The sequence below is a fragment of the Pseudomonas sp. H1_F01 genome (assembly GCF_054681425.1).
Map to the genome: position 1 here is coordinate 5,638,841 of NZ_CP162823.1, position 25,438 is coordinate 5,664,278.

A 25,438-nucleotide genomic window follows, 5' to 3' on the forward strand; every position below is an offset into this window, starting at 1 on the left:
TGATCAAAGGCCGGCAGCTTAATCCCTGGCGGGGCCAGGTCAAGCACTCAGGTAGCGCCCGATCAACGCGAGGCCGCTGGCAAGCACCAGCCAGGTGACCAGCCGCACGAATGCCTCTCGCGACATCTTCATGGTCAAGCGACGCCCTACCCACAACCCCAGCGCCATGGCCGGCAACAAACACAGCGCCAGTACCAACAAGGGTAGCTCGGCATAGACCCCGGCCACGATAAACAGACTCAGGCGCACCACGGTGCTGCAACTGATCAGGGCACTTTGCGTGGCTCGGGCCGGGTCCTTGGGCAAGCGACTGTTCAGGTAGATGGCATATAAAAAGCCGCCACTGCCAAACAACGCGCCGAACATCCCGCCCACCGTGCCCATCGGAACCGCCCACAGCGATGACAACTGCGTCGGCCGGGTCTTGATCAGCAGGCTGTAGATCGCATAGCAACTGATGAACACCCCCATCAGCAGCAACAACAGGTCGGACTTGAGGTTGAGCAGGAAAATCACCCCGAGGGTGCAGCCCAGCGCCATGCACGGCAACAACCGCAGCAGCTCCGGCCGGGACACGTCCCGACGCGACGGCAGCAAGTTGCCGAAGGCCGCGACAAAATCCAGCAAGACCAGCAGCGGGACGATTTTCGACAGGGGCATGAACAGCAGCAGAATGGGCGCGGCCACCAGCGCTGTGCCGAACCCGGCGATACCGAAGACGATATAGGCCAGGGCAATGGCCGAGCCGATCACCAGCCATTGCGTGGGGGCAAATGCCCATTGGCCCAACCATGGGAGAAGACTCATCCGGCACTTCCTTGATGGCGAAAGCGGCGACTTTAGCCAGATGCGGGGGGGTACTTCCAGCATTTGTGGTGATTGGCCTATCGCTATCGCGAGCAAGCTCGCTCCCACATTTGATCTTCAGTGCGACATAGATCTCCTGTGGGAGCGAGCTTGCTCGCGATGCAGGCAACCCGGTCTAATTGTCTGCACACCACCGGCGAATCCCCTTATCATGCCGCCCATGATTAAAGATCCCTTTGCCCGACTGGGCCTGGACCGCGAGGTCCTGACTGTCAGCCAGCTCAACGGCCGTGCGCGGGTGTTGCTTGAAGACGTGTTCAGCAACATCTGGGTCGAGGGCGAAATCTCCAACCTCGCCCGTCCGGCCTCCGGCCATGTGTACTTCACCCTCAAGGACAGTGGCGCCCAGGTGCGTTGTGCGCTGTTCCGGCAGAATGCCGCGCGGGTGCGCCAGGCCTTGAAAGACGGGCTGGCGGTGAAAGTGCGCGGCAAGGTCTCGCTGTTCGAAGGCCGTGGCGACTATCAACTGATCCTCGACACCGTCGAGCCGGCCGGCGATGGCGCACTGCGCCTGGCCTTCGATGCCTTGAAGGAAAAGCTCAGCGCCGAAGGCCTGTTCAGCGCCGAACGCAAGGTGCCGTTGCCGGCCCATCCGCAACGCATCGGTATTATCAGTTCACCCACGGGCGCGGTGATCCGCGACATCATCAGCGTGTTCCGTCGCCGCGCGCCGCAGATTGCCCTGACCCTGATTCCCACTGCCGTGCAAGGCCGCGAAGCCACCGCACAAATCGTCCGCGCCCTGAAGCTGGCCGACGCCCGTGGTTTCGATGCGCTGATCCTGGCCCGGGGCGGCGGTTCGCTGGAAGACTTGTGGTGCTTCAACGAAGAAGCCGTGGCCCGGGCGGTGGATGCCTGCGTCACGCCGATCGTCAGCGCCGTAGGCCATGAGACCGACGTGTCCATCAGCGATTTCGTCGCCGACGTACGCGCCCCGACCCCGTCCGCCGCCGCCGAACTGCTGGCCCCGGATGCCGGCGACCTGGTGCGTCGGGTCGAAAGCCTGCATCGCCGGCTGGTGATGCGCATGCGTGACCGGCTGATGCGCGATCAACTGCGTCTCGAAGGCCTCACCCGACGCCTGCGTCACCCCGGCGAACGCCTGCGCCAGCAAGCCCAGCGCCTCGACGACCTGGACATGCGCATGCGCCGGGCGTTCGAGCGCAGCCTCAATACCCGCCGCGAACGCCTGATCCGCCTGGAAACCCGCCTGGCCGGGCAACATCCGGGCCGGCAACTGGCCTTGCTGCGCCAGCGCCTGGACAGCCTGGCCGAACGCCTGCCCCGGGCCATGCGCGAAGGTCTGAAAAACCGCCGCGTGCAATTGCACAACCAGATGCAGACGCTGCACATTGTCAGCCCCCTGGCGACCCTCGGCCGCGGCTACAGCATTTTGCTCGACGAACGCGGCCAGGCGATCCGCAGTGCCGGGCAAACCCAGACCGGCCAGCGCCTGACCGCCAAGCTCGGCGAAGGCGAATTGCTGGTACGGGTCGAAGACAATCACCTGACGCCGGTCACCCTTTCTTTACTGGATTGATTCATGCCGCGATATCTCGCCCCCTTGCTCTTGCTGTGCCTGACCTTCAACGCCCACGCCGACAGTTACATCACCCGCCTGCTGAACAAACCAGTGCCCGGCGGCGTGGCCGTGGTGGACCTGGGCAGCGCCGCCAAGGCACCGAAAGCCAGTTACCAGGGCAAGCCGGTGCTGGTGGTCAAGGAACAGGACAACTGGCTGGCGATTGTCGGCATCCCGCTGACGGTCCAGCCCGGCACGCAGCAAATCAGCAGTGGCGGCGGCACCCAGCCGTTCGTGGTCGGCTACAAGAAGTACCCCGAGCAACACATCACCCTGAAGAATAAGCGCCAGGTCAACCCGAACCCGGCGGACCTCAAGCGCATCGACGCCGAGCTGGCGGTGCAACTGAAGGCTTATCGCAGCTTCAGCCCGAACATCCCCAGCAACCTGCTGCTGGACAAACCGGTCGACGGCCCGCTGTCGAGCAAGTTCGGCGTGCGCCGCTTCTTCAACGGCGAAGAGCGCAACCCCCACGCCGGCCTGGACTTCGCCGTGCCCGCCGGCACGCCGATCAAGACCCCGGCCGCCGGCAAGGTGATCCTCACCGGCAACTACTTCTTCAATGGCAACACCGTGTTCGTCGACCATGGCCAGGGCTTCATCAGCATGTTCTGCCACATGTCGAAGATCGACGTGAAGGTCGGCCAGCAACTGGCCCGGGGCACCGTAGTGGGCAAGGTCGGCGCCACCGGTCGTGCGACGGGGCCGCACATGCACTGGAACATCAGCCTGAACGATGCGCGGGTGGATCCGGCGATTTTTATCGGAGCTTTCCAACCCTGAATGGGATGGTGGGGCTACTGGCCTCATCGCGAGCAAGCTCGCTCCCACATTTGATCTTCAGTGCGACATAGATCTCCTGTGGGAGCGAGCTTGCTCGCGATGACGGCAGCCGCATCACCCCCTCCTTTGAATTGCCAAGCTCAAAACATCGACGCAATTTCTGACATCCGTACCTGATACATGCGCGATTAAATCTCGCAAACCCGCCTAAAAGCAGAACTTATCTCAATTTTTTCCGACTGCTTGCGATCCTCTCCTCACGCGGTTAGGGTTGAAGGCATGAAAACCTCTCACACCCTCATTCAGCTTCGCCAGCACCGCAGCCTGTGCCTCGTCAGCGCACGACTGCCGGGCTGAATCGCGGCACCTCGTCCCGGCTGTGAAGCCACCCCCATCGAACCACCGGCAGGCCGCCTCTTTCCGGCCACGACAATAAGGATTTCCCCATGAGCATGCTCAAAGACCCGTCTTCCAAATACCGTGCTTTCCCGACGATCAACCTGCCGGACCGCACCTGGCCGTCGAAGACCATCACCGCCGCGCCGATCTGGTGCAGCTCCGACCTGCGTGACGGCAACCAGTCGCTGATCGAGCCGATGGACGCGGTCAAGAAGCTGCGCTTCTGGAAAACCCTCGTCGCGGTGGGCGTGAAGGAAATCGAAGCTTCGTTCCCAGCCGCTTCGCAGACCGACTTCGACTTCGTGCGCACCCTCATCGAAGAAGGCCACATCCCGGACGACACCACCATCCAGGTGCTGACCCAGGCCCGTGAAGACCTGATCGCCCGTACGTTCGAATCCCTGCGCGGCGCGAAAAAGGCCATCGTTCACCTGTACAACGCCACCTGCCCGTCGTTCCGCCGCATCGTGTTCAACCAGGACAAGGAAGGCGTGAAGGAAATCGCGGTGAACGCGGCCAAGCTGTTCGTCAAATACGCCGCGCAGCAACCGGAAACCCAATGGCAGTTCGAATACTCGCCAGAGACTTTCAGCGCCACTGAGCTGGAGTTCGCCAAGGAAGTCTGCGACGCGGTGATCGAAGTCTGGAATCCGACGCCAGAGCGCAAGGTGATCCTCAACCTGCCCGCTACCGTGGAAGTCGCCACGCCGAACATCTACGCCGACCAGATCGAGTGGTTCCACCGCAACATCACCCGTCGTGACAGCGTGCTCATCAGCCTGCACACCCACAACGACCGTGGCACCGGTGTAGCCGCTACCGAGCTGGGCCTGATGGCCGGCGCCGACCGTGTCGAAGGCTGCCTGTTCGGCAACGGCGAACGCACCGGTAACGTCGACCTGGTGACCGTGGCGCTGAACCTCTACACCCAGGGTATCAACCCTGAGCTGGACTTCTCCGACATCGACGGCGTGCGCAAAGTGGTCGAGGAATGCAACCAGATCCCGGTACACCCGCGTCATCCGTACGTTGGCGACCTGGTCCACACCGCGTTCTCCGGCTCGCACCAGGACGCCATCCGCAAGGGCTTCGCCCAGCAGAAATCGGACGGTCTGTGGGAAGTGCCTTACCTGCCGATCGACCCGGCCGACATTGGCCGCAGCTACGAGGCGGTGATTCGCGTCAACAGTCAGTCGGGCAAGGGCGGCATCGCCTACCTGCTGGAACAGGAATACGGCATCAGCCTGCCGCGTCGCATGCAGATCGAGTTCAGCCAGGTGGTACAGCGCGAAACCGATCGTCTGGGCCTGGAAATGACTGCCCAGCAGATCCACGCCCTGCTGCAGCGTGAATACCTGCAAGCCAACACCCCGTACGCGCTGGTCAGCCATCGCCTGCAGGAAGAAAACGGCAACAGCGCCGTGGAAGTGGAAGTGGCGAGCAAGGGCCAGGGCGAGACCAACCTGCACTGGCGCGGCAAGGGCAACGGCGCGCTGGAAGCCCTGGTGGCCGGCCTGCCAATTCCGGTGGAGATCATGGACTACAACGAACACGCCATCGGCGCCGGCACCAATGCCAAGGCGGCGGCGTACATCGAACTGCGGGTCAACGGCGAGCGTGCGGTGCACGGCGTGGGCATTGATGAGAACATCACCACCGCCAGCTTCAAGGCGCTGTTCAGTGCACTGAACCGTTCCCTGAGCCAGCCGGAAGCCAAAGCGGCCTGATCGGTCGCTGAAAAATCAAAAAGGCCCCGGGGTGTGAACCCTGGGGCCTTTTTGTTTGGCTGATGGTTTTGTGTGGTCTGGTAGGGCCTCATCGCGAGCAAGCTCGCTCCCACATTTGGATAGCGGCGCTGCCCCCCCTGTGGGAGCGAGCTTGCTCGCGATGGCGGTCTGTCAGACAACCAAAATGTCAGGCATGGGTATCGATCGAGACAGTCATTGCCTGCAACAGAGCGGCCTGCAGGGTCTGCAATGTGGCTTGGGTCGCCATGATCTGAGTCTGGATCGCCATGGTTTCCTGAGCTTTCTGCTCCTCCCACATTTGGATAGCGGCGCTGCCCCCCTGTGGGAGCGAGCTTGCTCGCGATGGCGGTCTGTCAGACAACCAAAATGTCAGGCATGGGTATCGATCGAGACAGTCATTGCCTGCAACAGAGCGGCCTGCAGGGTCTGCAATGTGGCTTGGGTCGCCATGATCTGAGTCTGGATCGCCATGGTTTCCTGAGCTTTCTGCTCCTCCCACATTTGGATAGCGGCGCTGCCCCCCCCTGTGGGAGCGAGCTTGCTCGCGATGGCGGTCTGTCAGACAACCAAAATGTCAGGCATGGGTATCGATCGAGACAGTCATTGCCTGCAACAGAGCGGCCTGCAGGGTCTGCAATGTGGCTTGGGTCGCCATGATCTGAGTCTGGATCGCCATGGTTTCCTGAGCTTTCTGCTCCTCATCAGCCCGGCTTTTTTGCACCCGAGCTAGCTGGGCTTGCTGTTCGGCCAGCAACTTCTCGGTCTGTTCGATCTGCTTCTTCAGTTGTTCGATGACATCGCCGCTGCCGCTGCTGCCACCCGCACCTGCGATATTCGCGCCGCTGGTGTCGACTTCCAATTTCTTGTCTTTGTCTTTGTCTTCGCTGCTGTCAGTCGATGCCACTGGACTGACCGCTTTCTCTTCTTCAGCCCCACGGATGGAGACTTTAGGGGCTGACAATGGATAAGGGTTGACGGTGGTTGCGCTGATACTGGTCATAGGGACTTCTCCTTGGCTGACCGGTTATCGGCACGCAACACCGTTCCTGAAGGGTTGAAACGTTTCAGTTAGATGAATTCGAACGAGTCGGCATCCAGGTTCGCCGGAAACCGCGTGCGATACGCCGCCAGGTCCGCTGCGTTCAAGCACACCTTGAACACACCATCCGCCTCGCCGGCGCTGAGCAAGCTCTCGCCCTGGAAATCCAGCACCTGGCTGTCACCGGTGTAGGCGAAGCCCTTGCCGTCGGTGCCAACACGGTTTACCGCCGCCACGTAGCACAGGTTCTCGATCGCCCGGGCCGGCAACAGCCGATTCCAGTGCAGACGCCGCGCCCCGGGCCAGTTGGCGGTGTACAGCAGCAGGTCGGTGTCCTCGGCGTCGCGGCTCCAGACCGGGAAGCGCAGGTCGTAGCAAATCAGCGGACGAATCCGCCAGCCCTTGAGTTCGAACAGCACCTGTCGCTCACCCGGGGTGTAGTGGTTGTGCTCCCCCGCCATGCGAAACAGATGGCGCTTGTCGTAATGCAGCACCTCTCCATCCGGCCGCGCCCAGAGCAGGCGATTGCGATGGCTGCCGTCAGCGGCCTGGATGATCACACTGCCGGTGATCACTGCGTCCAGCTTCGCAGCCTGGGCTTTGAGCCATTGGCGCGTCGGGCCGTTCTCCGGCTCCGCCAGGGTCTCGGACTCCATGGAGAAACCGGTGGTGAACATCTCCGGCAGGATGATCAGGTCAGCCCCGCGCGCCTGCTCAAGCAGCGCTTCAAAATGCTCCAGGTTGGCCCGGCGGTCGTGCCAGGCCAGGGTGGTCTGGACCAGGGCAATGTCGAGGTCCGGCAATGTACTCAAATCTCGCATAGCTTTTGCGCCGCTTCGCGCAGCGTCTCCTCGCGTTTGGCAAAGCACAGGCGCACCAGGCGCTGGCCTTGTGGTGGGTGCTGGTAGAACACCGAGATCGGAATCGTCGCCACGCCATGCTCACGGGTCATCCACACCGCCATGTCGACGTCATTCAGGTCCGGGCGAATCTGCGAATAGTCCACCAACTGGAAATAAGTGCCGGTCACGCGCTTGAAGCTGAACCGCGACGGCGCCAGCAAATCGCAGAACAGGTCGCGCTTGGCCTGGTAGAAGTCCGGCAGCTCATCGACGTGTTCCGGATGCTCGGCCATATAGTCGGCCAGGGCGTACTGCAAGGGCGTCACGCCGCAGAAGCTGACGTACTGGTGCACCTTGCGCAGTTCCGCCGTCAGGGCCGCTGGCGCCACCACGTAGCCGGTTTTCCAGCCGGTGACGTGGTAGGTCTTGCCGAACGAACTGACCACGAAGGCGCGGCGGTACAGCTCTTCATGGGCCAGGACACTGGCGTGGGCGACGCCATCGAACACCAGGTGTTCGTAGACCTCGTCGCTGACCAGGTAGATGTCACGGTCGCGAATCAGCGTCGCCAATTGATCCAGTTCGGCGCGGCTGATCAGCGCACCACTGGGGTTGTGCGGCGAGTTGAGGATGATCATGCGTGTACGCGGGCTCAGGGCTTCGCCGAGCTTCTCGAAGTCGATGGCGAAATCATCCAGGCCCAATGGCACGTGCACGCAACGCCCCCCGGCCAATAGCACGGCGGGCTCGTAGCTGTCGTAGCTGGGGTCGAAGACGATCACTTCGTCGCCGCTGTGGACCACCGCCGCGATGGCACAGAAAATCGCCTGGGTCGCGCCCGGGGTCACGGTGACTTCCTGATCGGCATCGACACTGGCGCCGTAGCTGCGGGCGATCTTCGCCGCGATTTGCTGGCGCAGCGCCGGCAGGCCGGTCATGGGCGAATACTGGTTATGGCCTTGGGCAATGTGCCGGCCGACCGCATCGCGCAGGGCCTGCGGACCATCGAAATCGGGAAAGCCCTGGGACAGGTTCAGCGCGCCCGTCTGCGCGGCGAGCTGGGACATCTGGGTGAAAATAGTGATGCCGACATTCGGCAACTTGCTGGTGATCATGAAGGGTCCCTGCTCTGCACCCGGCTCTGGTGCGGCGCGGGAGAGCTCGAGGATAGCCCAATCGCCGGGCATGAAAAAGGGTGCCACCCAGGGCACCCTTCTCATGCTGAAGACTCATGCCCTGTGGGAGCCAGAGCTGTGGTAGGCAAGACTGTGAGGCCAAGACTGTGGGAGCAAGGCCTTGCTCCCACAGTTCCATAGGTCCACAGGTCCAGATCCCAGATCCAGACTGAATCAGCGCTTGTCGCGGCGCTTCTTGTCGGCCTTCTTGTGGTGCGACATCAAGCGGCGCTTCTTGTTGACCTGGCGGTCGGTGAGCGTGTTCTTGTTGCCTTCGTACGGGTTCTCGCCGCCCTTGAACTCGATGCGGATCGGCGTGCCGACCAGCTTCAGGACGCGACGGTAGGTGTTCTCCAGGTAACGAACGTACGACTTGGGCACCTTCTCGATCTGGTTACCGTGGATCACGATAATCGGCGGGTTGGCACCGCCCAAGTGGGCGTAGCGCAGCTTGATCCGACGGTTGTTGACCATCGGTGGCGCGTGCTCGCCTACCGCATCTTCGAGGATCTGGGTCAGGCGGTTGGTCGGCCAGCGGGTCACCGCCGACTTGAACGAGTTCTGCACCGAAGCGTAGAGGTTGCCCACGCCCGTGCCGTGCAGAGCCGAGATGAAGTGGATATCGGCGAAGTCGACGAAGAACAGGCGACGCTGCAATTCGATCTTCACGAAATCCCGTTCGCTCGGCGTCATGCCGTCCCACTTGTTGATCGCGATGACCAACGCACGACCGGCTTCCAGGGCGAACCCCAGCAGGTTCAAGTCGTGATCGACCACGCCTTCGCGGGCGTCCATCACGAAGATCACCACGTTGGCGTCTTTGATCGCCTGCAGGGTCTTGACCACGGAGAACTTTTCAACTTCTTCGTGGATCTTGCCGCGCTTGCGCACACCGGCGGTGTCGATCAGCGTGTACTTCTCTTCGTTACGCTCGAAGGGAATGTAGATGCTGTCGCGGGTGGTGCCGGGCTGGTCGTAGACGATGACCCGGTCTTCGCCGAGCATGCGGTTGACCAGCGTCGACTTGCCCACGTTCGGGCGGCCGATGATGGCGATCTTGATCCCGTCCTTTTCGCTCGGGCCAGGAATGCGCTTGGCTTCCTCGCCTTCGGCAACGATCTCTTCCTCGCCCTCTTCCGGCTCTTCCACGTCGTCTTTCGGGAAACTCTCCAGAGCGATTTCCAGCATCTGGGTGATGCCACGACCGTGGGCGCCGGCGATCGGGATCGCCTGGCCCATGCCCAACGGTGCGAATTCGGCGCGGGCCATGTCCGGGTCGATATTGTCGACCTTGTTGGCGACCACGTAGGAACGCTTGTTACGCTTGCGCAAATGCTCGGCGATCATCTGGTCGGCGGCGGTAAAACCGGCCTTGGCGTCTACCAGGAACAGCACCACATCGGCTTCTTCAATGGCGAGCAGCGACTGCTCGGCCATTTTTTCGTCCATGCCGTGTTCATCACCGGAGATGCCGCCGGTGTCGACCAGAATATAGGTACGCCCTTGCCACTTGGCCTCACCGTATTGGCGATCACGGGTCAGACCGGACAAGTCGCCGACAATGGCGTCGCGAGTCCTGGTCAGGCGGTTGAACAAGGTGGACTTGCCGACGTTCGGTCGGCCCACCAGGGCGATTACGGGAACCATGCGGCTCTCCACTTCGTTATTTCAGAAAATACAAAAGCCGCTGCGAGGCAGCGGCTGGTGCTCGGGGCAGTCTGTGCAAGCCCTGCAAACCTTGTGAACAAGGCCGCTTGGGGGATTAGCCCCAAGCATAGTCTTACTTGATGGTCAGGGCTTCCAGTTTGCCGCTGTTGCCATACACATAGATCATGTTGCCCACCACCAGCGGACGGGCACGCAGGCCGTCGCTGTCGATGCGCTCACGGCCGACGAAACGACCGTCCACCTGGCTGAGCAGGTGCAGGTAACCTTCCAGGTCACCCACTGCGACGTAGCTGGAGAACACTTCCGGGGCCGACAGTTGACGACGGGCCAGGGAGTCGTTGCTCCACAAGGCGGTGGTGGAACGCTCGTCAACACCTTCGACGGTGCCCGAGGACAGGCTCACGTAGACGCTGCCAAAGCCTTGGGCGACACCGGCGTAGCTGGACGCATCGCGCTGCCACAGCGGACGACCGCTTTCCAGGTCCAATGCTGCAACGCGGCCCTGGTAGCTGGCGACGTACAGTGTGCCGCCAGACAGCAGCAAGCCGCCGTCGATGTCGACCACACGCTCCAGCTCCGAACGACCTTGCGGGATCGCTACGCGCTGTTCCCAGACCGGCACGCCGTTGGAAATATCCAGGGCCACCACTTTACCGGTCGACAAACCAGCCACCGCCAGGCGGTTGGTGACGACTGGCGCGCTGGTGCCGCGCAGGGTCAGTACCGCCGGGGTGCTGTCGTACAACCAGCGTTGGTTGCCGGTAGCGGCATCCAGGCCGATCAGACGGTCGTCCTGGGTCTGGACCACCACCACGTCACCGTTGGTGGCCGGCGGTGCGAGCACTTCACTGGTCACGCGGGCGCGCCATTTCTCTTCACCGCTGCTCGCGTCCAGGGCGACGATCTCGCCCTTGAGCGTGCCGATCATGACCAGGCCGTAACCCACGCCAACGGCGCCGGAAACAGGCAGTTCAAGATCTTTCTTCCATTTGACATCGCCGTTGGTGCGGTCCATCGCCATCACCACGCCCGTGACATCACCTGCATAGATGGTGTCGCCGTCAATGGCCGGCACCAGCATGTTGTAGGTTTCGCCCTGGCCATCGCCGATGGAACGGCTCCACTGCTTCTGCAGCACGACTTCTTCTTTGAAGTCGGTCAGTTCGGCCGGAGGCAGTTCTTTCTTGCTGTTGCTGCTGCAACCCGCGGCCAGAATGGCCAGAGCCAGCAATGCTGCATGTTTCCAACGGATCACGTCACGCATCCCCTTTGGCCAGGTCGTCCAGCTTGATTTGCAGGCCACCGACTGCGGCTTCATCCGACAGCGCAGCCTTGGCTTTTTGGTAGGCCGCATGGGCCTCATCGGCACGGCCCAGCTGTACCAGCAGGTCGCCCTTGAGTTCTTCACGGGTCGCCAGGAATGCCTTGTCGGCATCACCGTCGAGCAGCTTCAAGGCGTCTTCGGCCTTGTTCTGTGCCGCCAGCACCTGCGCCAGGCGCTGACGCGCCACTTCGCCCAGGGTCGGGTTGGCCGGTTTGTCGACGATACCCTTGAGCTCGGTGGCCGCATCGTCCAGCTTGCCGCTGTCCACCGCCACCTTGGCCACGAACAGGCGACCGTATTGGGCGTAGGCGGTGCCGCCGAATTCCTTGTCCAGCTTGCCGGCCAGGTCCGCCACGCGGGCAGCGTCAGGCTTGCCGTCCGGGGTCAGGGTGGTTTCCAGCAATTGCTGGTAGAGCACCGAGGCGCCTTGCGACTGGTTGCTCTGGTATTTCTGGTAGGCCTGCCAGCCGAACACGATGACCAGCGCCAACAGGCCGCCAGTGACCAGCGGCTTGCCGTTGCGCGTCCACCAGTCCTTCAAATCCGCCAGCTGTTCATCTTCGGTACTCGACACCCCAATACTCCTTAATCGCTAAATCGGCTGTTTGACAGCTTCAACCCTGCACGACGCAGGTGGCCAGGTGTGCAGCAAGCGCATCCCAGGCAATGCTTTGTTGTTCGCCCTGGCCACGCAGGGGTTTGAAACCTACCACTTGTTGGGCCAGTTCGTCGTCACCGAGGATCAGTGCGTACAGCGCACCGCTCTTGTCGGCCTTCTTGAATTGGCTCTTGAAGCTGCCAGCACCGGCGTTGATCTGCAGGCGCAGGTTGGGCAACTGGTCGCGGATCCGCTCGCTCAACGACAGGGCTGCCAGCTCGGCGGCCTCGCCAAAGGCGCACAGGTAGACGTCGACCTGACGGGCCAGTTCTTCGGGGACCTTGTCCAAGGCTTCAAGCATCAGCACCAGGCGCTCGATGCCCATGGCAAAGCCCACGCCCGGGGTCGGCTTGCCGCCCATCTGCTCAACCAGCCCGTCGTAGCGGCCGCCGGCACACACGGTGCCCTGGGCGCCGAGCTTGTCGGTGACCCACTCGAAGACGGTCTTGCTGTAGTAGTCCAGGCCACGGACCAACTTGGGGTTGATCACGTAAGGAATGCCCACGGCGTCGAGGCGCGCCTTCAGCCCTTCGAAGTGTGCACGGGATTCGTCGTCGAGGTAGTCGGCCATTTTCGGCGCGTCGACCAGGACCGCTTGGGTCTCGGCATTCTTGGTGTCGAGCACACGCAGCGGGTTGGTCTTCAGACGGCGCTGGCTGTCTTCGTCGAGCTTGTCCAGGTGGGCGGAAAGAAACTCGACCAACGCTTCACGGTAGCGGCCACGGGACTCGCTGGTGCCCAGGCTGTTGAGCTCAAGCTTGATCGCATCGCGAAGCCCCAGCTCGCCCCACAGGCGCCAGGTCATGACGATCAGCTCGGCATCGATGTCCGGACCCTCGAGGTTGAACACCTCCAGGCCAATCTGGTGGAACTGGCGATAACGGCCTTTCTGCGGACGCTCGTGACGGAACATCGGGCCGACGTACCAGAGTTTCTGCACCTGACCGCCGCCGGTGATGCCGTGCTCGAGCACCGCACGCACGCAGGCCGCCGTGCCTTCGGGGCGCAGGGTCAGAGAATCGCCGTTGCGGTCGTCGAAGGTGTACATCTCTTTTTCGACGATGTCGGTCACTTCACCGATGGAGCGTTTGAACAGCTCGGTGAACTCGACGATCGGCATGCGGATCTGCCGATAGCCGTAGTTATCCAGCAGACGCGCCACGGTGCCCTCGAAATAGCGCCACAGCGGCGTCTGCTCGGGCAGGATGTCGTTCATGCCACGAATGGCTTGCAGGGACTTGCTCACGTGTATTCCTTAATCTTTCGACTTAACCGCGCGCGATGACCGCTGCGTCGGCTTCGACCTTTTCGGCCGCTTTCTGGCGGATCAGCCGTTCCAGCTCATCCACCAGATTGTCATTCGTCAGTTTCTGCGACGGCTTGCCGTCGATGTAAATCAGGTTCGGTGTACCGCCAGTCAGGCCGATATGGGCCTCCTTGGCTTCGCCCGGCCCGTTGACCACGCAACCGATCACCGCGACATCCAGCGGCACCAGCAGGTCTTCAAGGCGCCCTTCCAGCTCGTTCATGGTCTTGACCACATCGAAATTCTGCCGCGAGCAGCTCGGGCAGGCGATGAAGTTGATGCCACGGGAACGCAGGTGCAGGGACTTGAGAATGTCGTAGCCGACTTTCACTTCCTCGACCGGGTCAGCCGCCAACGAGATGCGGATGGTATCGCCAATCCCTTCGGCGAGCAGCATACCGAGGCCGACGGCGGATTTCACCGTGCCCGAACGCAACCCACCGGCTTCGGTGATGCCCAGGTGCAGCGGCTGGACGATTTCCTTGGCCAGCAGGCGGTAGGCTTCGACGGCCATGAACACGTCGGACGCCTTCACGCTGACCTTGAAGTCCTGGAAATTCAGGCGTTCGAGGTGCTCGACGTGGCGCAGGGCCGACTCCACCAGTGCCGCGGGGGTCGGTTCGCCGTATTTCTTCTGCAGGTCTTTTTCCAGGGAACCGGCGTTCACGCCGATGCGGATCGGGATGCCCCGGTCGCGGGCGGCATCCACCACGGCACGGACACGGTCTTCGCGACCGATGTTGCCCGGGTTGATACGCAGGCAATCGACGCCCAACTCGGCCACACGCAAGGCGATGCGGTAGTCGAAATGGATGTCGGCCACCAAGGGCACCTTGACCAGTTGCTTGATCTTGCCGAACGCCTCGGCGGCGTCCATGTCTGGCACCGATACCCGCACGATGTCGACACCGGCGGCTTCCAGGCGGTTGATCTGGGCGACCGTGGCGGCCACGTCATTGGTGTCGCTGTTGGTCATGCTCTGCACAGCGATAGGCGCATCGCCGCCCACGGGCACGTTGCCGACCCAGATTTTTCGGGATTCGCGACGCTTGATTGGAGATTCGCCGTGCATGACTTATTGACCCAACTTCAGGCGAGCGGTCTCGCCACTGGTGAACGGAGCGATGTCGACCGGCTGGCCGTTGTAGCTGACCTGCGCGCCACGGGCATAACCCAGGCGTACGGCAAAGGGTGGCTTGCCGTTGATGGAGGTGCTGTCGCCCTTGCGCTTGAGGCCACTGAACAGCACCTTGCCGTTGCCGTCGGTGATCTGCGTCCAGCAGTCGGCGACAAACTGAATCTGTACCTGGCCTTCACCTGCCGCTGGAGCCGGGGTCGGGGCCGCCGGGGCTGCCGGAACAACTGGCGCGGCTGGAGCCGCGTGGGTCGCAGGCGCAGCCGCGGTTGGCGCTGGCGTGCTCGGTGCGGCAGGGGCGGTGGCAATCGGTGCAGTCGGCGCTGTTGGTGCAGCTGGCACAGGGGCTGGAACAGCCGGCTCGGCACCCGCTTCGGCATCGGCGGCGTCCTGGCCCTGTGGCAACGCCAGGGCGGTTTCGCCTTCGGCCTGGCCTTCGACGACAGCCTGGTCTTCCGGCTCGTCCAGCGGATGGATCTGGGTGGTGCCGTCGGCGCCTTCGACCTCAACGTGCTCAGGGTTCATGGCGACCGGCTCTTTGTTGCGCAAGGAAGCCTGATCCTGCCACCAGACAAAACCGCCACCAATCACCGCGATCAGCAGCAACAGGCTGACGATTCGCAAAATGGTGTGGGAAACGCGAACCGGCTCCTCGATGCGACCCAGGCTGTGCACGTTGCTGCCCTGGGCATCGGAACCGGTGTATTGATCGAATTGCTGGACCAGCACGGTCTGGTCCATGCCGAGCAACTTGGCATAGGCGCGGATATAGCCGCGGGCGAAGGTATGCCCAGGCAGCTTGTCGAACGCGCCCGCTTCCAGATTGCCCAAGGAGGCCACGGTGAGATTGAGCTTGAGGGCCACTTCGGCCAGCGACCAACCATTGCTTTCGCGGGCTTGACGCAGGGTCTCACCAGGATTTACGCGAGTCGCTGCTACAACTTCGGGATGCGCCGCTTTCATCATTGCTCCGACAGGTATTGCTGATATTCCGGCGTACCGGGATAGAGTCTTTTGAGTTGCAGGCCGTAACTTGCAGCCTTGTCGCGATCTTCAAACACATGTGCCAGCCGAACGCCGAGCAATAGACTACGTGCATTTTGCTCGCTCAGCAGGCTAAAACGCTCGTAGTAGTCACGCGCGGGCACATAATGCCTGTCTTCGTAGGACAACTCAGCCATTTCCAGCAGCGCCCGCGGTTGCTGGCGGTTGAGCCGCAGCGCCTTTTCCAGCTGCTGGCGGGCCAGGTCACGCTGGCCCAGCTGCGCGGCCGTCATGCCGAGGTTTTCGAAAACCCGCGAACGCTCAGGGTAAAGGGTGTCGGCGGCAGCCTGCTCGAAGCGCTCGTAGGCTTCCTTGTAACGTTTCTGCTCGAAAAGAAAGCTGCCGTAGTTGTTCAGGATCCGTGCGTCTTGCGGGCGGGCAGACAGCGCCTTGCGAAAATGCTGGTCGGCCAGCTCCGGTTCCATCTCGGCCTGGAACACCAGGGCCAGGGCCGCGTTGGCGTCCGGGTCGGAATCGTCCAGCTCCAGGGCTTTCTTGAGCGGCACCTTGGCCCGTTCGGTCATGCCCTGCTGCAGGTAGCCAATGCCCAGTTGCACGTAGGCCACACGCGCCTCGTCGCGCCCTTTGCTGGTCCTCATCGGGTTGTAGTCACCCGACAGGACACAACCGGAACAAAGGCCGGCCAACAGCAAAACGAGCGCGAAGCGCAGGGACATAGAGTTCCTCTCTTAGTGACTGTTCGCAGCGTTTTGCACCGCATCGTCCGCGGCGTTCAACTCACGCACGGCAATGTAGCGTTCGCTGCGACGGGTGCGATCCAGCACCTGTCCTACCAATTGGCCACAGGCGGCGTCGATGTCTTCGCCGCGGGTGGTGCGCACGGTGACGTTGAAGCCAGCGTGGTGAAGCTGATCCTGGAAGCGACGAATCGCGTTGTTGCTCGGACGCTCGTAACCGGAATGCGGGAACGGGTTGAACGGAATCAGGTTGATCTTGCACGGGATGTTCTTGAGCAGCTCGATCATCTCGACCGCGTGTTCGACCTTGTCGTTCACATCCTTGAGCAGCGTGTACTCGATGGTCAGCACGCGCTTTTCGCCCAGGGACGACATGTAGCGCTGGCACGACTCGAGCAGCATCTTAAGCGGATATTTCTTGTTGATCGGCACCAATTGGTTACGCAATGCGTCATTGGGTGCGTGCAGCGACAACGCCAGGGAGACGTCGATGTGCTTGGCCAGCTCATCGATCATCGGCACCACGCCGGAAGTGGACAAGGTCACGCGGCGCTTGGAGATGCCGTAGCCCAGGTCGTCCATCATCAGGTGCATGGCGGAAACGACGTTGTCGAAGTTCAGCAGCGGCTCACCCATGCCCATCATCACCACGTTGGTGATGGCACGGTCGACGGTCGCCGGGACGCTGCCAAAGGATTTGTTGGCAATCCACACCTGGCCGATCACTTCGGCGGCGGTGAGGTTGCTATTGAAGCCTTGCTTGCCGGTGGAGCAGAAACTGCAGTCCAGGGCACAGCCTGCCTGGGACGAAACGCACAAGGTGCCGCGTTTGCCCTGGGGAATGTAGACGGTCTCGACGCAGCTGCCGGACGCCACGCGCACCACCCACTTGCGGGTGCCGTCGCTGGAAATGTCCTGGCTGACCACTTCGGGGCCGCGAATCTCGGCAACAGCCTTGAGCTTTTCGCGCAGGGCCTTGCCGACATTCGTCATGGCGTCGAAGTCGTCGACGCCAAAGTGGTGAATCCATTTCATCACCTGACCGGCACGGAAACGCTTCTCCCCGATCGAGTCGAAGAATTTCTCCATTTCCGGCTGGGTCAGCCCCAGCAGATTGGTTTTAACAGTCGATGTAGTCATGGATTCACCTTCACTCTCAAGCCAATGCTTAGCGAGCGGTTACTTCAGTAGCAGCGAAAAAGTAAGCGATTTCGCGAGCAGCAGCGGCTTCGGAGTCCGAACCGTGAACGGCGTTGGCGTCGATGGACTCGGCGAAGTCAGCGCGAATGGTGCCGGCAGCAGCTTCTTTAGGGTTGGTAGCGCCCATCAGCTCACGGTTGCGAGCGATAGCGTTTTCGCCTTCCAGCACCTGAACGACAACCGGACCGGAAGTCATGAAAGCAACCAGCTCACCGAAGAAACCGCGCTCGCTGTGCTCAGCGTAGAAGCCTTCGGCTTCGGCTTTGGACAGTTGCTTCATTTTCGAAGCTACAACGCGCAGGCCAGCGTCTTCGAAGCGGGTAACGATCTTGCCGATCACGTTTTTAGCAACGGCGTCAGGCTTGATGATGGAGAAAGTACGTTGAACAGCCATGGTGTAACTCCAGAAACGGTAATTTGCGAAAAATTAAACCCGCGAATTATACGCGGGTTCAGGGGTATTGCCTAACCTGCCAGGTCGATCAGTCGATTTCTTCGATCCAGAGCGCCTGGACCGCTTCCAAGACCTTCTCGCCGCAACGGCCAGAGGTGCTGTCGAAACCGGGAAGCTCCATGATCCAGTGCTGCAGATCGACGAAATTGACCTTCAGCGGATCCACGTCCGGCTTGGCTTCGGCCAGTTCTTCTGCGATGCGTTGTACATCATTCCAACCATAGCTCATGACAGTGTCACCATCAGTGCGGCGCTTCGGCCGCATGGTTAAGCGAATATTTCGGGATTTCGACCACCAGGTCTTCGGTACCGACCTTGGCCTGACAGGTCAGGCGCGACGTCGGTTCCAGGCCCCAGGCCCTATCAAGGTAGTCTTCTTCCAGCTCATCGGCCTCATTCAGCGAGTCGAAACCTTCGCGAATGATGCAATGGCACGTGGTGCAGGCACAGACACCGCCGCAGGCGCTCTCGATCTCGATGTGGTTGTCGTGGGCCACTTCAAGAATGGACTTGCCGGTTTCGGCCTCTACCACCATACCGTCCGGGCAATGCTCGGCGTGTGGCAGAAAAATGATCTGCGGCATCAGTTATTCCTCGATTTCATTCAGGTTGCGCCCCGCCAGGGCGGCTTTCACCGTCGAGTCCAGGCGGCGGGCAGCAAAGGCGTCGGTGACGTGCGACAGACGCTTGGTCTGCTGCTCGATGGCATAGCCATCGGTGCCTTTGATCAATTCGGACAATTCCTGCATCTGCAGCTCGATGACCATGCGCTCTTCGGCATCCAACAAACGGTCGCCGTCAGCCTCAAGGGCACCTTGCACGGCTTCGATCAGGCGCTGGGCGTCGACCTGCTGCTCGCGCAGCACACGGGCGACTTTGTCGTCGCTGGCATGCTGGAAGGAATCCTTGAGCATCTTGGCGATTTCGCCGTCGGTCAGGCCATAGGACGGCTTGACCTGGATGCTCGCCTCCACGCCCGAACCCAGTTCGCGGGCGGAGACGTTGAGCAAGCCGTCGGCATCGACCTGGAAGGTCACGCGGATCTTCGCCGCACCCGCCACCATCGGCGGGATGCCGCGCAATTCGAAGCGAGCCAGGGAGCGGCAGTCGCTGATCAGCTCACGCTCGCCTTGCAGCACGTGGACCATCATGGCCGACTGGCCGTCTTTATAGGTGGTGAAGTCCTGGGCGCGGGCAACGGGGATGGTGGTGTTACGCGGAATCACCTTCTCCATCAGGCCGCCCATGGTCTCCAGGCCCAGGGACAACGGAATCACGTCGAGCAGCAGCAGTTCGCCGCCATCGCGCTTGTTGCCGGCCAGGGTATCGGCCTGGATCGCGGCGCCGATGGCAACCACCTGGTCCGGGTCGATTTCAGTCAGCGGCTGGCGGCCAAAGGCCTCGGCCACGGCTTCGCGAACTCGAGGCACGCGGGTCGAACCACCGACCATGACCACGGCCTTGACGTCTTCGAGCTCTACGCCGGAATCGCGCACGGCACGGCGGCAGGCCTTGAGGCTGCGGGCGACCATGGGTTCGATCAGGGCATCGAAGGCTTCGCGGGTCAGCGCGGCTTTCCAGTCGCCATAAGCGACTTCAACCGTGGCGGCGTCGGTCAAGGCTTCCTTGGCGGCGCAGGCGGTTTGCAGCAGATGGCGTTGCGCACCCGGGTCGAGGTCAGCGGACAAACCGGCTTGCTCGATGATCCAGCCGGCGATGGCGTGGTCGAAGTCATCGCCGCCCAGGGCGCTGTCGCCGCCGGTGGCCAGGACTTCGAAGACACCGCCAGTCAGGCGCAGGATCGAAATATCGAAAGTACCGCCACCCAAGTCGTAGATGGCGACCAGGCCTTCGGCATGCTGGTCCAGGCCATACGCCACCGCAGCGGCCGTCGGCTCGTTGAGCAGGCGCAGCACGTTCAGGCCGGCGAGCTTGGCGGCATCCTTGGTGGCTTGGCGCTGGGCATCGTCGAAATAAGCCGGGACGGTAATGACCGCGCCCACCAATTCACCGCCCAGTGCCGCTTCGGCGCGCTGGCGCAAGACCTTGAGGATGTCGGCGGAAACCTCTACCGGGCTTTTCGGGCCCTGTACGGTTTCGATGAACGGCATGTGGGATTCACCGCCGACGAAGCGGTACGGCAGTTGGTCGCCCAGTTGCTTGACGTCGGACAGACCACGACCCATCAAGCGCTTGACCGAGACGATGGTGTTCAACGGGTCGGTGGCGGCGGCCAGCTTGGCCGACTCGCCCACTTCGACGTGATCGGCGTGATAGCGCACGGCGGACGGCAGGATCACTTGCCCTTGCTCATCGGCCAGCGGTTCGGAAAGACCGCTGCGCAAGGCAGCGACCAGGGAATTGGTGGTACCCAAGTCAATCCCGACAGCCAGGCGACGCTGGTGCGGTTGTGGACTTTGGCCGGGTTCGGCGATCTGCAGTAGGGCCATCGTAATCAGGACTTATCTGTAATCAGGCGTGCGACCGGAGCGGCACTGGGTTAATCGTCGAGGCGCTCTTCGAGCTGGCGCACTTCGTAGGTGAGCTTGTCGAGGAACTGCATGCGCCGCATCAGGCGTTCGGCCTGTTCGCGCTGCGCGGCATCGTTCCAGCAGGCTGCGAAGCTTTCGTTCAATGTGTGCTGGGCGTCTTTCAAGCGGCGCTTGAATACCGCGACACCGGCCAGGTCGGCGCTGTCCTGCAGGTCTTCGAGCTCTTCGCGCCATTGCATCTGCTGCAAAAGAAATTCGGGATCGTGGACCGTGACCTCCAGCGGCAACTCATGGCCGCTGATGGCGAGCAGGTAACGCGCGCGCTTGGCTGGACTCTTGAGTGTCTGGTACGCCTCGTTGAGGTTCGCAGACTGCTCAAGCGCCCGGCGCTGCTCGGCTTCGGAGGCGTCAGCAAAGCGGTCCGGGTGGACACCACGGGCCAATTCCAGATAACGCGCGGACAACTGGTCGAGATCCAGCTGGAACGCAGGCTGCATCTGGAACAACGCAAAATGACAAGGAGTACCCACAAGCTGCCTCAGATGTTGAAGCTTTCGCCGCAGCCACATTCACCGCGCACGTTGGGGTTGTTGAACTTGAAGCCTTCGTTCAACCCTTCCTTGACGAAATCCAGTTCGGTGCCGTCCAGGTACGTCAGGCTTTTCGGGTCGATGATCACTTTCTGACCATGACTCTCGAACACCTGATCGTCTTCGCCCACTTCGTCGACGAATTCCAGTACATAGGCGAGGCCAGAACAGCCCGTGGTGCGAACACCCAGGCGGATACCCTCGCCCTTGCCGCGCCCCGCAAGTGAGCGCTGGATATGGTTAGCTGCCGCTTCTGTCATCTGGATAGCCATGGAAAACTCCTTACCGTAACGCGGATCAGATCAAGCCTTTCTTCTGCTTGTAATCGCGAACGGCGGCCTTGATGGCGTCTTCGGCGAGTACCGAGCAGTGGATCTTCACTGGCGGCAGGGCCAGTTCTTCGGCCAGCTGGGTGTTCTTGATGGTTTCGGCTTCATCAAGGGTCTTGCCCTTCATCCACTCGGTGGCCAGGGAGCTGGACGCGATCGCGGAACCGCAGCCGTAGGTCTTGAACTTGGCATCTTCGATGATGCCTTGCTCGTTGACCTTGATCTGCAGGCGCATGACGTCGCCGCACGCTGGGGCGCCGACCATGCCGGTGCCGACATCAGGATCCTGCGCGTCCATCTTGCCGACGTTGCGCGGGTTCTCGTAGTGGTCGATGACCTTTTCGCTATATGCCATTTGCTTTAATCCTCATCAGTGAGTCGCTCTGGTGGCGACTTCTTCAGTGCGCCGCCCACTCGATTTTCGAAATGTCGACGCCGTCTTTGTACATGTCCCACAGCGGCGACAGAGCGCGCAGCTTGGTAACGGCCTCGCAGACTTTCTGCGCGGCGTAATCGATTTCTTCTTCGGTGGTGAAGCGGCCGAAGGTGAAGCGGATCGAGCTGTGGGCCAGTTCGTCGTTGCGGCCCAGGGCGCGCAGTACGTACGAAGGCTCGAGCGATGCCGAGGTGCAGGCCGAACCGGACGACACGGCCAGATCCTTGAGCGCCATGATCAGCGACTCGCCTTCAACATAGTTGAAGCTCAGGTTCAGGTTGTGCGGTACGCGGGCGGTCATGCTGCCGTTGACGTAGAGTTCTTCGAGGTCCTCGACCTGCTTGAAGAAGCGGTCGCTCAGGGCCTTGATGCGCACGTTCTCGGCAGCCATGTCTTCCTTGGCTACACGGAAGGCTTCGCCCATGCCGACGATCTGGTGGGTCGCCAGAGTGCCGGAACGCATGCCACGCTCGTGACCGCCGCCGTGCATGGTCGCTTCGAGGCGAACACGCGGCTTGCGGCTGACGTACAGCGCGCCAATGCCTTTAGGGCCGTAGGTCTTGTGGGCCGAGAACGACATCAGGTCGACTTTCAGCTTGGACAGGTCGATGTCGACCTTGCCGGTGGACTGGGCCGCGTCGACGTGGAACAGGATGCCCTTGGAACGGGTCAGCTCGCCGATGGCCGCGATGTCGTTGACGGTGCCGATTTCGTTGTTCACGTGCATGATCGAAACCAGGATGGTGTCGTCGCGCAGGGCGGCTTCGACCATGGCTGGAGTGATGATGCCGTCTTCACCTGGCTCGATGTAGGTGACTTCGAAGCCTTCACGCTCCAGTTGGCGCATGGTGTCCAGGACAGCCTTGTGCTCGATCTTGGAGGTGATCAGGTGCTTGCCCTTGGTGTGATAGAAATGCGCGACGCCCTTGATTGCCAGGTTGTCGGATTCAGTGGCACCGGAGGTCCAGACGATTTCACGCGGGTCGGCGTTGACCAGGTCAGCGACCTGGCGACGGGCGTTTTCGACCGACTCTTCGGCCTTCCAGCCGAACACGTGGGAACGGGACGCCGGGTTACCGAAGTTTCCGTCGACCAGCAGGCATTCACTCATTTTTTGCGCAACACGCGGGTCAACCGGGGTGGTCGCTGAGTAATCAAGGTAAATCGGCAATTTCATGGACTCTCTCCTAAATCAGGCTGGCTGGCGTTCCGCGTGCTCTGCGGCAGTCATTCGACGGCGGACGCTTCAATCTTGTCCAGGTGCGGCGCCTTGCTATTGCAACGACGCTGGTCCTGACGCTGGGCTACTTCTTGCACCTCACGACGAGTTACAAGGTCAGCCAAGCTGATACCGCTTAGAAATTCGTGAATCTGCAGGCTGAGATCGCACCACAAGTGGTGGGTCAGGCAAGTATCGCCGCCATGGCAGTCGCCAAGGCCCTGGCATTTGGTCGCATCGACCGATTCGTTCACCGCATCGATCACCTGGGCGACCTGGATGCCCTGCATGTCGCGCGACAGCTGGTAGCCGCCGCCAGGGCCGCGAACGCTGGAAACCAGGTTGCTACGGCGCAGCTTGGCGAACAGCTGCTCAAGATAAGACAGGGAAATGCCCTGGCGCTCGGAGATATCGGCCAGGGACACCGGCCCGTGCTGCGCATGCAATGCCAGATCCAGCATTGCGGTCACGGCGTATCGGCCTTTTGTAGTCAGTCGCATGGACAATTACCACGGAGTTCGGAATGGGGGCGAGTATGCAATTCCCGAGTATTTAAGTCAAGTATAAGACCTAGTGCTTTACTCAGGTTTACCCGCGAAAGAGCGCGCGCATCATAGCAAAGGCTGGCCGGCGGCGACCAGTGATACCGCGTTATCGTTTATCGCGAGCAAGCTCGCTCCCACATGGGATCTGCGGCGTACACGAATTGTGCATCCACCAAAGCCCCCCCTGTGGGAGCGAGCTTGCTCGCGATGAGGCCAGTAGGGTTTCAGCTGGCCTGGGTCTCATCCTTGTCCTTCACACACGCAAAGTCTTCCTCGCGCAGTTCAGGCAGGTCCTTGGCACAGTAATTACTGCCCAGGTCCTTCAGGGCGCCGCACATCCCCTCCAGGCGCCCATCGACGGCCTGCAGGTGATCGAGCAACTGGTTGATGGCGCGGGCGACCGGGTCGGGCATGTCTTCGCCGACACCGTAGGCGTCGAAACCGATCTTCTCGGCCATGGCCTTGCGGCGGGCGTCCTGCTCGTCATCGGACTTGACGATGATCCGCCCCGGAATACCCACCACGGTCGCGCCAGGCGGCACGGCCTTGGTGACCACGGCATTGGAGCCGACTTTCGCCCCCGCCCCAACCGTGAACGGCCCGAGCACCTTGGCGCCGGCGCCCACTACCACACCGTCTTCCAGGGTCGGGTGGCGTTTGCCTTTGTTCCAGCTGGTGCCGCCGAGGGTCACGCCCTGGTATAGCGTCACGTCGTCGCCGATCTCGGCGGTTTCGCCGATGACGATGCCCATGCCATGGTCGATGAAGAACCGGCGACCGACCTTGGCGCCCGGGTGGATCTCGATCCCGGTCAGCCAGCGCCCGAAGTTCGAGACCAGCCGCGCCAGCCACTTCCAGCCCATGTTCCACAAGGCGCCGGACAGGCGGTGGATCCAGATCGCGTGCATCCCCGGGTAGCAGGTCAGCACTTCAAAGGCATTGCGCGCCGCCGGGTCACGATGGAAAACACTTTGGATATCTTCACGCAAACGTTCGAACATTTTATTTCTTCCGCTTAATCAGCTCGCCACGGGCCGCCTTCTGGGTTTCCGTGAGGATGCCGCGCAATATATTCATCTCCGCCCGGCTGACCGAGCTTCGTCCGTACAACCGACGCAGGCGCGCCATCAAGTGTCGCGGCTTTTCCGGGTCGAGGAACTCGATGTCCACCAGGGTCTGCTCCAGGTGCTCATAGAACCGCTCCAGTTCGTCCATGGTCGCCAGTGTCTCACTGCGCGGCGACGTGACCTCGGTTTTTTCGATTTTGCTGGGCTTGCCTTCGGCTGCCAGCCAAGCCATGCGCACTTCATAGCTCAACACCTGCACCGCCGCCCCCAGGTTCAAGGAACTGAACTCGGGGTCGGAAGGGATATGCACGTGAAAGTGACATCGCTGCAGCTCGTCGTTGGTCAGGCCGGAGTCTTCACGGCCGAACACCAGGGCAATCTCAAAGCCTTGCGCGGCTTCCTCGACCACTTTGGTGCCGCATTCGCGGGGGTCGAGCAGCGGCCAGGGGATACGTCGGTCGCGGGCGCTGGTGCCGAGCACCAGGTTGCACCCCACCAGGGCATCTTCCAGAGTAGCGACGACCTGCGCGTTGGCGAGGATGTCACCAGCGCCAGAGGCCCGGGCGTCAGCTTCGTGATGGGGAAACAAGCGCGGTTCGACCAGCACCAGGCGCGACAGGCCCATGTTCTTCATGGCCCGCGCAGCTCCGCCGATGTTACCCGGATGGCTGGTATTGACCAGGACGACACGAATGTTCTGCAACAAGGGAGGCGCTCTCGAACACGATAAAGGGAGCAAATCTTACATAAGCACCTACCGTTAAGCTATGAAAGCGAACACCAACCTTCTCCTGAGAAAACTTTCTGATAGAATGCGCGGCTTTCTTTAACAACCTTA

26 protein-coding genes are annotated in these 25,438 nt (G+C 61.7%); 3 read left to right on the top strand and 23 right to left on the bottom strand.

From position 1 onward, the window contains the following. Positions 1–39: 39 nt before the first annotated feature. The gene (locus AB4O09_RS25555; RefSeq protein ID WP_003198035.1) at positions 40–807 is read right to left on the bottom strand and encodes a sulfite exporter TauE/SafE family protein; all 768 of its coding nucleotides are present in this window, start codon (positions 805–807) and stop codon (positions 40–42) included. 220 nt (positions 808–1,027) lie between these two features. Between AB4O09_RS25555 and xseA the strand changes: the two genes are divergently transcribed. The 3 genes from xseA to leuA all read left to right on the top strand — a co-directional run bounded on the left by xseA (position 1,028) and on the right by leuA (position 5,358). Further along, positions 1,028–2,407, top strand: a complete 1,380-nt coding sequence (xseA, locus tag AB4O09_RS25560) for an exodeoxyribonuclease VII large subunit (RefSeq protein ID WP_003198033.1) — start codon at positions 1,028–1,030, stop codon at positions 2,405–2,407. Positions 2,408–2,410: 3 nt separating this feature from the next. Then, the gene (locus AB4O09_RS25565) at positions 2,411–3,232 is read left to right on the top strand and encodes a peptidoglycan DD-metalloendopeptidase family protein (protein ID WP_043042538.1); all 822 of its coding nucleotides are present in this window, start codon (positions 2,411–2,413) and stop codon (positions 3,230–3,232) included. A 446-nt stretch (positions 3,233–3,678) separates the two neighbouring features. Further along, positions 3,679–5,358: a 2-isopropylmalate synthase gene (gene leuA, locus AB4O09_RS25570; RefSeq protein ID WP_003198029.1), complete on the top strand. Its 1,680-nt coding sequence runs from the start codon at positions 3,679–3,681 to the stop codon at positions 5,356–5,358. Between the two features lie 595 nt (positions 5,359–5,953). Here leuA and AB4O09_RS25575 read toward each other — a convergent pair. The 22 genes from AB4O09_RS25575 to trmJ all read right to left on the bottom strand — a co-directional run bounded on the left by AB4O09_RS25575 (position 5,954) and on the right by trmJ (position 25,306). Next, entirely contained in the window at positions 5,954–6,379 is a 426-nt protein-coding gene (locus AB4O09_RS25575) for a hypothetical protein (RefSeq protein ID WP_039010622.1), read from the bottom strand. Between the two features lie 68 nt (positions 6,380–6,447). Further along, a complete protein-coding gene (locus AB4O09_RS25580) occupies positions 6,448–7,239 on the bottom strand; it encodes an amidohydrolase (protein WP_003198024.1) in 792 nt (263 codons plus the stop codon). Continuing rightward, entirely contained in the window at positions 7,227–8,375 is a 1,149-nt protein-coding gene (locus AB4O09_RS25585) for a pyridoxal phosphate-dependent aminotransferase (RefSeq protein ID WP_363808557.1), read from the bottom strand. The genes AB4O09_RS25580 and AB4O09_RS25585 overlap by 13 nt, the downstream gene beginning before the upstream one ends. Before the next feature lie 234 nt (positions 8,376–8,609). Further along, positions 8,610–10,082, bottom strand: coding sequence for a ribosome biogenesis GTPase Der (der, locus tag AB4O09_RS25590; protein WP_003198021.1), 1,473 nt, complete (start codon positions 10,080–10,082; stop codon positions 8,610–8,612). A gap of 133 nt (positions 10,083–10,215) precedes the next feature. Beyond that, the gene (bamB, locus tag AB4O09_RS25595; protein WP_003198019.1) at positions 10,216–11,367 is read right to left on the bottom strand and encodes an outer membrane protein assembly factor BamB; all 1,152 of its coding nucleotides are present in this window, start codon (positions 11,365–11,367) and stop codon (positions 10,216–10,218) included. After that, entirely contained in the window at positions 11,360–12,001 is a 642-nt protein-coding gene (locus AB4O09_RS25600) for a YfgM family protein (protein ID WP_003198017.1), read from the bottom strand. Before AB4O09_RS25600 ends, bamB begins: the two co-directional genes overlap by 8 nt. Positions 12,002–12,041: 40 nt before the next feature. After that, a complete protein-coding gene (hisS, locus tag AB4O09_RS25605; protein ID WP_460107600.1) occupies positions 12,042–13,331 on the bottom strand; it encodes a histidine--tRNA ligase in 1,290 nt (429 codons plus the stop codon). Between the two features lie 22 nt (positions 13,332–13,353). Further along, positions 13,354–14,463 (bottom strand): flavodoxin-dependent (E)-4-hydroxy-3-methylbut-2-enyl-diphosphate synthase, encoded by a 1,110-nt coding sequence (ispG, locus tag AB4O09_RS25610; protein ID WP_003185136.1) that lies wholly within the window; start codon positions 14,461–14,463, stop codon positions 13,354–13,356. A 3-nt stretch (positions 14,464–14,466) separates the two neighbouring features. Beyond that, positions 14,467–15,489 (bottom strand): RodZ domain-containing protein, encoded by a 1,023-nt coding sequence (locus tag AB4O09_RS25615; protein WP_028237238.1) that lies wholly within the window; start codon positions 15,487–15,489, stop codon positions 14,467–14,469. Further along, positions 15,489–16,247: a type IV pilus biogenesis/stability protein PilW gene (gene pilW, locus AB4O09_RS25620; RefSeq protein WP_003198009.1), complete on the bottom strand. Its 759-nt coding sequence runs from the start codon at positions 16,245–16,247 to the stop codon at positions 15,489–15,491. The genes AB4O09_RS25615 and pilW overlap by 1 nt, the downstream gene beginning before the upstream one ends. Positions 16,248–16,259: 12 nt before the next feature. Continuing rightward, positions 16,260–17,408 (bottom strand): dual-specificity RNA methyltransferase RlmN, encoded by a 1,149-nt coding sequence (gene rlmN, locus AB4O09_RS25625; protein ID WP_003198007.1) that lies wholly within the window; start codon positions 17,406–17,408, stop codon positions 16,260–16,262. A gap of 28 nt (positions 17,409–17,436) precedes the next feature. Beyond that, entirely contained in the window at positions 17,437–17,862 is a 426-nt protein-coding gene (gene ndk, locus AB4O09_RS25630) for a nucleoside-diphosphate kinase (RefSeq protein ID WP_003185145.1), read from the bottom strand. An 88-nt stretch (positions 17,863–17,950) separates the two neighbouring features. After that, the gene (iscX, locus tag AB4O09_RS25635) at positions 17,951–18,151 is read right to left on the bottom strand and encodes a Fe-S cluster assembly protein IscX (RefSeq protein WP_003198004.1); all 201 of its coding nucleotides are present in this window, start codon (positions 18,149–18,151) and stop codon (positions 17,951–17,953) included. Between the two features lie 13 nt (positions 18,152–18,164). After that, on the bottom strand, positions 18,165–18,506 hold the full coding sequence (gene fdx / locus AB4O09_RS25640) for an ISC system 2Fe-2S type ferredoxin (RefSeq protein ID WP_003198002.1): 342 nt from the start codon (positions 18,504–18,506) through the stop codon (positions 18,165–18,167). A gap of 3 nt (positions 18,507–18,509) precedes the next feature. Continuing rightward, positions 18,510–20,372 carry a Fe-S protein assembly chaperone HscA gene (gene hscA, locus AB4O09_RS25645; protein WP_027913130.1) on the bottom strand — a complete coding sequence of 621 codons (1,863 nt, stop codon included), beginning with the start codon at positions 20,370–20,372 and terminating at the stop codon, positions 18,510–18,512. 50 nt (positions 20,373–20,422) lie between these two features. Next, positions 20,423–20,944 carry a co-chaperone HscB gene (gene hscB / locus AB4O09_RS25650; protein WP_003197997.1) on the bottom strand — a complete coding sequence of 174 codons (522 nt, stop codon included), beginning with the start codon at positions 20,942–20,944 and terminating at the stop codon, positions 20,423–20,425. Positions 20,945–20,952: 8 nt separating this feature from the next. Beyond that, a complete protein-coding gene (iscA, locus tag AB4O09_RS25655) occupies positions 20,953–21,276 on the bottom strand; it encodes an iron-sulfur cluster assembly protein IscA (protein WP_003185155.1) in 324 nt (107 codons plus the stop codon). 25 nt (positions 21,277–21,301) lie between these two features. Next, a complete protein-coding gene (iscU, locus tag AB4O09_RS25660) occupies positions 21,302–21,688 on the bottom strand; it encodes a Fe-S cluster assembly scaffold IscU (RefSeq protein ID WP_003185157.1) in 387 nt (128 codons plus the stop codon). 43 nt (positions 21,689–21,731) lie between these two features. Further along, positions 21,732–22,946, bottom strand: a complete 1,215-nt coding sequence (locus AB4O09_RS25665; RefSeq protein WP_003197994.1) for an IscS subfamily cysteine desulfurase — start codon at positions 22,944–22,946, stop codon at positions 21,732–21,734. 50 nt (positions 22,947–22,996) lie between these two features. After that, positions 22,997–23,488 carry a Fe-S cluster assembly transcriptional regulator IscR gene (gene iscR, locus AB4O09_RS25670; RefSeq protein ID WP_003185160.1) on the bottom strand — a complete coding sequence of 164 codons (492 nt, stop codon included), beginning with the start codon at positions 23,486–23,488 and terminating at the stop codon, positions 22,997–22,999. A gap of 269 nt (positions 23,489–23,757) precedes the next feature. Then, on the bottom strand, positions 23,758–24,534 hold the full coding sequence (gene cysE / locus AB4O09_RS25675; RefSeq protein WP_003197992.1) for a serine O-acetyltransferase: 777 nt from the start codon (positions 24,532–24,534) through the stop codon (positions 23,758–23,760). A gap of 1 nt (position 24,535) precedes the next feature. Then, complete coding sequence (gene trmJ / locus AB4O09_RS25680) at positions 24,536–25,306, bottom strand: tRNA (cytosine(32)/uridine(32)-2'-O)-methyltransferase TrmJ (RefSeq protein WP_003197989.1); 771 nt, start codon at positions 25,304–25,306, stop codon at positions 24,536–24,538. Positions 25,307–25,438 lie beyond the last annotated feature (132 nt).